This is a genomic window from Nocardia sp. NPDC050630, assembly GCF_044457245.1.
In the GTDB taxonomy this organism is placed as follows: Bacteria; Actinomycetota; Actinomycetes; order Mycobacteriales; family Mycobacteriaceae; genus Nocardia.
Window position 1 is genome coordinate 1 of record NZ_JBITGN010000050.1, and the last position, 6,201, is coordinate 6,201.

The 6,201-nt window shown below is 62.5% G+C and carries 7 protein-coding genes; 4 read left to right on the forward strand and 3 right to left on the reverse strand.

What is annotated here, in order from left to right:
• The first annotated feature begins 788 nt into the window (after window positions 1-788).
• The 3 genes from ACIBG0_RS41915 (at window position 789) to ACIBG0_RS41925 (ending at window position 2,904) form a co-directional block, all read left to right on the forward strand.
• Window positions 789-1,265, forward strand: a complete 477-nt coding sequence (locus ACIBG0_RS41915; protein ID WP_397041185.1) for a GbsR/MarR family transcriptional regulator — start codon at window positions 789-791, stop codon at window positions 1,263-1,265.
• The gene (locus ACIBG0_RS41920; RefSeq protein WP_397041188.1) at window positions 1,262-2,446 is read left to right on the forward strand and encodes an FAD-dependent monooxygenase; all 1,185 of its coding nucleotides are present in this window, start codon (window positions 1,262-1,264) and stop codon (window positions 2,444-2,446) included. The genes ACIBG0_RS41915 and ACIBG0_RS41920 overlap by 4 nt, the downstream gene beginning before the upstream one ends.
• Window positions 2,447-2,706: 260 nt before the next feature.
• A complete protein-coding gene (locus tag ACIBG0_RS41925) occupies window positions 2,707-2,904 on the forward strand; it encodes a hypothetical protein (protein WP_397041191.1) in 198 nt (65 codons plus the stop codon).
• 349 nt (window positions 2,905-3,253) lie between these two features.
• On the opposite strand, the gene ACIBG0_RS41930 is transcribed toward ACIBG0_RS41925, so the two are convergent.
• On the reverse strand, window positions 3,254-3,544 hold the full coding sequence (locus ACIBG0_RS41930) for a hypothetical protein (protein ID WP_397041194.1): 291 nt from the start codon (window positions 3,542-3,544) through the stop codon (window positions 3,254-3,256).
• Between the two features lie 130 nt (window positions 3,545-3,674).
• Here ACIBG0_RS41930 and ACIBG0_RS41935 point away from each other — a divergent pair, with 130 nt between their 5' ends.
• Window positions 3,675-4,268 (forward strand): hypothetical protein, encoded by a 594-nt coding sequence (locus ACIBG0_RS41935; RefSeq protein ID WP_397041197.1) that lies wholly within the window; start codon window positions 3,675-3,677, stop codon window positions 4,266-4,268.
• A 252-nt stretch (window positions 4,269-4,520) separates the two neighbouring features.
• On the opposite strand, the gene ACIBG0_RS41940 is transcribed toward ACIBG0_RS41935, so the two are convergent.
• A complete protein-coding gene (locus ACIBG0_RS41940; RefSeq protein WP_397041200.1) occupies window positions 4,521-4,802 on the reverse strand; it encodes a hypothetical protein in 282 nt (93 codons plus the stop codon).
• Between the two features lie 3 nt (window positions 4,803-4,805).
• Entirely contained in the window at window positions 4,806-5,492 is a 687-nt protein-coding gene (locus ACIBG0_RS41945; RefSeq protein WP_397041202.1) for a hypothetical protein, read from the reverse strand.
• Window positions 5,493-6,201: the final 709 nt, after the last annotated feature.

A 6,201-nucleotide genomic window follows, 5' to 3' on the forward strand; every position in this document is an offset into this window, starting at 1 on the left:
TCCGTCCTGCCATGTCCTTCAGTGTCCCTTCCAGCCCCAACCAGGGCCAACAAGGACCCTAAAACTGGACGGACTCATTCACCGGGGACAGGCCACCTGGACCGGGGCAAGTTGCTGGGGCAGTCCAGCGCTATCGGGCGTTCCTCCGGAAATTTGGACATAAGAAAGGTTGCGACACTCACCGATCCGCCAAAGTTGTCGGTCCCATGGTCGATCCTGTTGGACGATTGCGGGACAGCGCGTGATTGAACGGCCAAGTCGCGGCTCGCTACACAAACGTTGAGTTTCTATGGTGTCAAAGACATTCGAGCGAAAGGGGAAGAGTCTGATGTATGAAGGCGGTTGTCTGTGCGGCAATATCAGATACCAAACGACACTATTCGCGAACATCTACTTCAACCTGGCCATCACCGTGTGAATCACCGGGACAGCGATCCGAGTGCTTTGGCGCGGATGGTCCGAGCTGAATCTCAAACCGCTGGAGTGGCTTCGGAACCGCGGTCACGGCTCAGGTGGCACGGGGAGCGTCCTCGCGCTGGACCTGCTCAGGCCGTTTGTCCGGTCGCAGCCCACGCCAGCTCGGTTGTGTATAGCCGGTCAATGACCAGATGTCTTGAATCAACCTCTAGGCACGATCTGGCAGGTCAGAAGGTTGACGCCACGGATGGCAAGGTCACCCGAGACTGCTCGGTAGCCGATGAGTGAGCACCTGATCGGATTGACATCTTGCATTGTCTAGGTATTTCAGTTAATACTGAAATACCTAGACAATCATGAAAGGTAGCCGAATGGCCGAGTCGGATCCGGAACCGGACCGGGTGCTGGAGTGGGTTGAGCGGGTGGCAATGTTCTTCGCGACCGAATACGGGGTGCCACCTATCTCCGGCCGCATCCTCGGGTGGCTGATGATCTGCGATCCCGCCGAACAGTCGGCAGGGCAGATCGCCGATGCAATCGGGGCGAGCCGAGCCTCGCTGGCGACCAATATGCGGGTGCTCACCGATGCGGGTTTCGTCCGCAGACGCACCAAACCCGGTGAACGTACCAACTATTACCGCGTGGACGACGACTCCTGGGAGATCGTGGTGCGGCGCAGGCTGGCGAGCCTCGTCGCCTTTCGTGATGTCGCGGCCGACGGTATGGATCTGGCTGGTAGCGGCAGCGCTCGCGCGCAGCGGTTACGCGCAGCTCACGACGTATACGACTGGATGGCAAAGCGATTCACCGATGAGCCGCTGTCTTCGACTCGCGCGGGTGACCGATGAACACGAGATCGGCGATCGTGGCCGGAGCGGGAATCGGCGGACTCGCCGCGGCTATCGGATTGCGACGAGCCGGGTGGTCGGTGACGGTGTTGGAGCGCGCTGCGGAACTGCGTGAGGCCGGGGCCGGCTGGTCGTTCGCGCCGAATTCGGTGCGCGCAGCCGATGCGTTGGGCTTCGGCGACGTGATGCGTTCGGTCTCGGTGCCGACACGGGCGGCGGCGAACCTGCTGACTCCGTCAGGACGTTACCTGATGCGTTTCCGCGAAGGACGTGACACGCCGCTGTTGGCCAACCATCGAGCCGACCTGCATCGGGCCCTGCTCGAGCATCTCGGCGCCGACAGCGTGCAAATCGACGCCGAGGTGACCGGAATCGCTCAGGACCCGCTCGGGGTGGCCGTCGATTACCGGACCACGGACGGGCTGCGGCAGATCGTGGCCGACCTGCTCATTGGTGCTGACGGCATCCACAGTGCCGTGCGCACCGCACTGTGGCCGGGTGTGCCGAGACCGGTCTATCAGCGAATCCTCTGCTGGCGCGGGGTCACCGAACCCGGCTCGGTTTGGCCGGTCGACGGTTTCCAGACCTGGGGTCGCGGTGCCAGGGTCGGCGGACATCCACTGCCACAGGAACGCGTGTTCTGGTTCCTCGCCGTCCGTGAACCCCAACCGCGCACCCACTATGCCAACGATCCGGCCGAGGTGCGTCGCCGGATCGGCGACTGGCACGATCCGATCCCGGCGCTACTGGCCGCGACGCCGCCGAATTCTCTGCTGCACAACGATATCGACGATCTCGATCCGCTGCCGAACTACACCGACGGCCGGGTCGCGCTGCTCGGCGACGCCGCCCACGCGATGACACCGTTCCTTGCCCAAGGCGCGGGCCAATCCTTCGAGGACGCGGCGGTCCTCGCCGCCTGCCTCACAGGCGACACCGAAATCTCCTCGGCCTTGACCGAATACGATCGACAGCGCCGTCACCGCAGCCAACGGGTCCAGCGGATGGCTCGCACCGATCCGAAGGTCAGCCTAGCCACCAACCCTGTCACCTACGGTGCGATGACGACGCTTACCCGACTGGCCGGACCCGGCGTCGCCGCACGCAAGGCCGCCCGCATCTGGGATTGGACACCACCGCAGATTCCGGTGGTGCCCGGCGGAACCACCGGTCGGCGATAGCCCGGTTGGCGGGATCGACTCGTCGAACCCGACCGCTGATATCCGGAAACGGCGCATATCGGTCGTTCGGGAACGCTGTGTTCGCGAATCGACAGTGCGATAATCTGCTTCACTTCAGTACGGCTGCGGTGATTCCGCGGTTGCCGACGTGGTGGTCCCACCACGTCGGCAACCGACAAGTCGGACAGAGTTGAACTGGTCAGTGACCGCGATCGTCCAATCTCGGCGTGTCGGCGGCGTCCGGTGTCTAGGTTGTCGCGGTGCCTGTTTCCGGTTGGAGGTTGTGCTACTTCCCGGGCGAGCTGCTGACCCCATCGACCCCGCCGTCGTTTGCCTCGCTGACCGCTGATGAGTGGGCTGGATGGCTTGCGGCGGAGCCGATTCCGGCGCGGACTCCGTTTCTGCTGTCACCATCGTTCGGCTACGACGTGGCGTTGAACAGCTTCTTCACCTCGTAGGCCCACCGGTCATCGTCGCTGGGCAAGACGCCGGGCGCCGCCAGCATCGCGGCGTAACGCGGCAGCGTCGTCACTCCCGCTTCGCCGCCATCGCCGGTCCCTTCGCGAACTCGAAAGCCGCTCGCAAACAGCCAGGATAATACCAACCGGTCCTATTGGATCAGTCTCGCGAACCCCGGTCCGGGGCTCGGGCAGCACCCACCCGTTGTCCCACTGCCAGACCGGGCCGATCTTGACCGGGTCGTATTCGAGGTCGACCGGCGGCACCGTGGTAGCGAGTTGCTCCTCGTACCAGGCAATGATCTCCGCGAATTCGTACTCAGCAGTGGAGATGAGAGCAGGGCCAGCGCTACGCGCTCTGGCCACGAGTCGCCCAGCGGGCGTTCGCCGCGGCGCGGGCCGCCGTGCTCCGCGAATCCTTCTCGCTCTCGCCGCCAGCGTCGGGCAGCCTCAGCTGGCGCAGCAGGCCGGCCAGCGTCACGCGATGCTGACGCAGCTCGGTCACCCGCGGGTGGACCACACGCTGACCCACCGAGCCCAAAATCATGATCGAGTCCTTCGACAACGCCAACTCAAGGGCGTCGATCAGGTCGACCTCGCGCGCAGCCTCTCGCAGGACGCGCAGCTCATCGGGGCGCAACTCCCACTTGCCGACGATGTCGGTCCGCAGTTTCCGCCCGCCGGGATGTAGTCCCTTCGGTGCAGCGGTTTCGATGCCATATGAACCTCCAGGGCTCTCGAACCGTCACCAGGGCGGCTGGCAGATGCAAATGATGATCGGCGTGGTTCCGCGGCGCTACCGTCACGACGTGGACACCATCGGAGATTGGCTTGAGCTGAGCGGCACGCTGGTCACGTTCTACGGCCTCTGGTTCGCGTGGAATCGGAACTCGAATAGGCGCCTTCGACAACGGATCACGAGATCGACCGAGTACATCATCAACCGGACCAAGCACTTCTTGGCGGTGGTATTTCCTTGCCTGCGCCGCAGCGCGGCGGTCGTCGTTTCAGCGGCTGAGGCATCAGCGGCCGCCAACAACGCCACGGTATCGGTGCGATCAGCAGTCGACCCGGGCAGACCGGTCCTGATCCAGATCCAGCAACTCGCGGGCCAGTTCGAGGCAATCAGCAACGACATACACGCCTTGCGCCAGAGGATTGATCAAGTCGAGGCCACCGGGCGTTCCCAGAGGACGCGCGCAGAGAAGGCTGCGGTCCAAGCGATAGCCGACCTGCGCGCGAGCAGCAAGATCGATGCGTTTACGGATCTGAGCATTGCCCTCAGCGGGATCTTGATCACCGCTACCGGCATCGTATTCGGCATGGTCGCGGAGGGCCGATTCTCCTGGCTGCCTTGGGGGTAGGTCAGCATCTCCCGACGCAGGCGAGATCGGCCAAATGGCGGACCGAGTTGGAAAACGGCCGCCCCGTCACCGTGACGTACCGGCCGACCGAGGGCCGCTCAGCATGCTGACCATCGGGCGTAACGTAGCGGCGGCCTCGGCATTCGGGCAGCCGACCCCAGACGTGCAGGCCATCCCCGCTCGGCGAAACCTCAATGTATGTCGGCGGCGGCGTCGCAAGGAACTTCAGCGCGGCTGGCGTCGGCTCGCCGTTCACGAGGCAATGGTCCAAGTCGATGCAGCCGACGCCTCGCCAAGTACGTAGCCCTTACGCGCGGCCGGACGGACTCGCGGCCAGGGTGACCACGTCGCGGGGTTCGTCGACGAGGCGGGCTTGCCGGTCGGCTGGATCGGGACCTTCGTCGGCAGGCCGCCGCGGTAGGCCTGCTTCCACATCACCCAGCGGTCGCGGGTGCGCAGCTCGGAGAGGATGACCTGACGCGCTCGAAGTGTACTCGACGTGCGCGCACTCGACTTCTCTTGCGAAATAGGCATTTGCTAGTGGACCACGAGGTTGGTCTCGTATACCGATCTGCCATTTTGCCATTGGATGCCGATTGTGATCGGATTTACAGCCTTGTGCGCGAGTAGTTCTGGCCCATCCATCCAAATTGGCCATCGCAGCATCTGCCAGCCGCCCGTGGCAATAACCAAGGGAAGCTGATAACACCGTATGTCTCTATCGTTGGAAGCATTATCGCAGTATTTCGGAATTTCATGCTCATGCCTCCGAAACCAAATCCCATTTCCCTCGCGACTATACAGGAGCCCGACGTCCAGGATGATGACGGGTCTATTTCCTGTATTTATAAGGTGTATGTTCAGCCATGTTGTAGAAGCCTGGAGTTCTTTTTTATTTAGTTCAAACTTATCCTCGCTGGGCGTCGTAACCTCAACTATGTTCGTCAGCTTTTCGGAAGGCTCGTACGTTACCGTGAAGGCGGGAGTATATTCCCCCTTTGCCTCACGTTGAGCAAGCGCCGCTTGACTGCTGGCGATGACGCGTGCATTATCGGCGATTTCGTTGGAATCCCTACTCTGGTAGCATGAACCAACCGCCGATAGCAGGGCGCCAAGGCTGACAAGTAGAGCGAGAATAGAAACAACTACTGTCAGTCTATCTTTTCTTCCAACTTGCGATGCCCTCGAGGTTTGGTCCATTTGAGGGCTTGGATAGTAGCCCATCGTCCCGTCCTGGTCAGAGCGTGTTGCGATCGTAAATCTTAATTCTAGCTATCATTGGGTGGACTCGACAGCGCCTTGAGCGTGGTGAAGGGGATAAAACCAATGGTTGGAATGACGCAGGGATTGCCTTCTCAAAGCTTGCATCAATTACGCGGAAGGTTTCGCACCAAGACGTGACTACTTCGACACCGACGAGGAGATCGCGTGATGACCGGATTGGCCACCCAGCAGGAAGTTGATCCTCAACGCCCTGGCCGCGCTAGAAGGGGGGCCGGTCCGGGCAGTCGGGCTCGGATTGGGCCGGTGTGGAGTCCGAGCTGCCGTGGTGGGCGAGCAGCTGTCCACCACGACGGCGGCGAGACCGCCCTCGATCAAACCAAGGGCCCGCTGTACCGCGCGCTCGAGCACTATACCGACTCGTGACGACTTCCCTCGCGGTGCGCCGCCACGCGGCAGCGGCCGGAGCAGTAGCGCGGGGTCGGACCCTTGCGCGGTGCACCCAGGTCACCGCCGCATCGCTCGCACACACGCATAGCCATGGCACTCAGCCTGCCAGCGGGATGTAACGACTAAGAGTCCGTCACCAGCGGTTATGATGCCGGGGCGGATCGACCCTGACTGGGCCCCGATGGCAGGTCCACCGGCTATGCGAGTTGTAGTTGCTGCTCGAACTCGGTCGGTACCCATTGCTCACGGAATGCTTGCGGGG

Coding starts and splice junctions, on each gene's coding strand:
- ACIBG0_RS41915 (WP_397041185.1), top strand. CDS start 789: ATGGCCGAGTCGGATCCGGAACCGGACCGGGTGCTGGAGTGGGTTGAG.
- ACIBG0_RS41920 (WP_397041188.1), top strand. CDS start 1,262: ATGAACACGAGATCGGCGATCGTGGCCGGAGCGGGAATCGGCGGACTC.
- ACIBG0_RS41935 (WP_397041197.1), top strand. CDS start 3,675: ATGATGATCGGCGTGGTTCCGCGGCGCTACCGTCACGACGTGGACACC.
- ACIBG0_RS41940 (WP_397041200.1), bottom strand. CDS start 4,802: ATGCCTATTTCGCAAGAGAAGTCGAGTGCGCGCACGTCGAGTACACTT.
- ACIBG0_RS41945 (WP_397041202.1), bottom strand. CDS start 5,492: ATGGGCTACTATCCAAGCCCTCAAATGGACCAAACCTCGAGGGCATCG.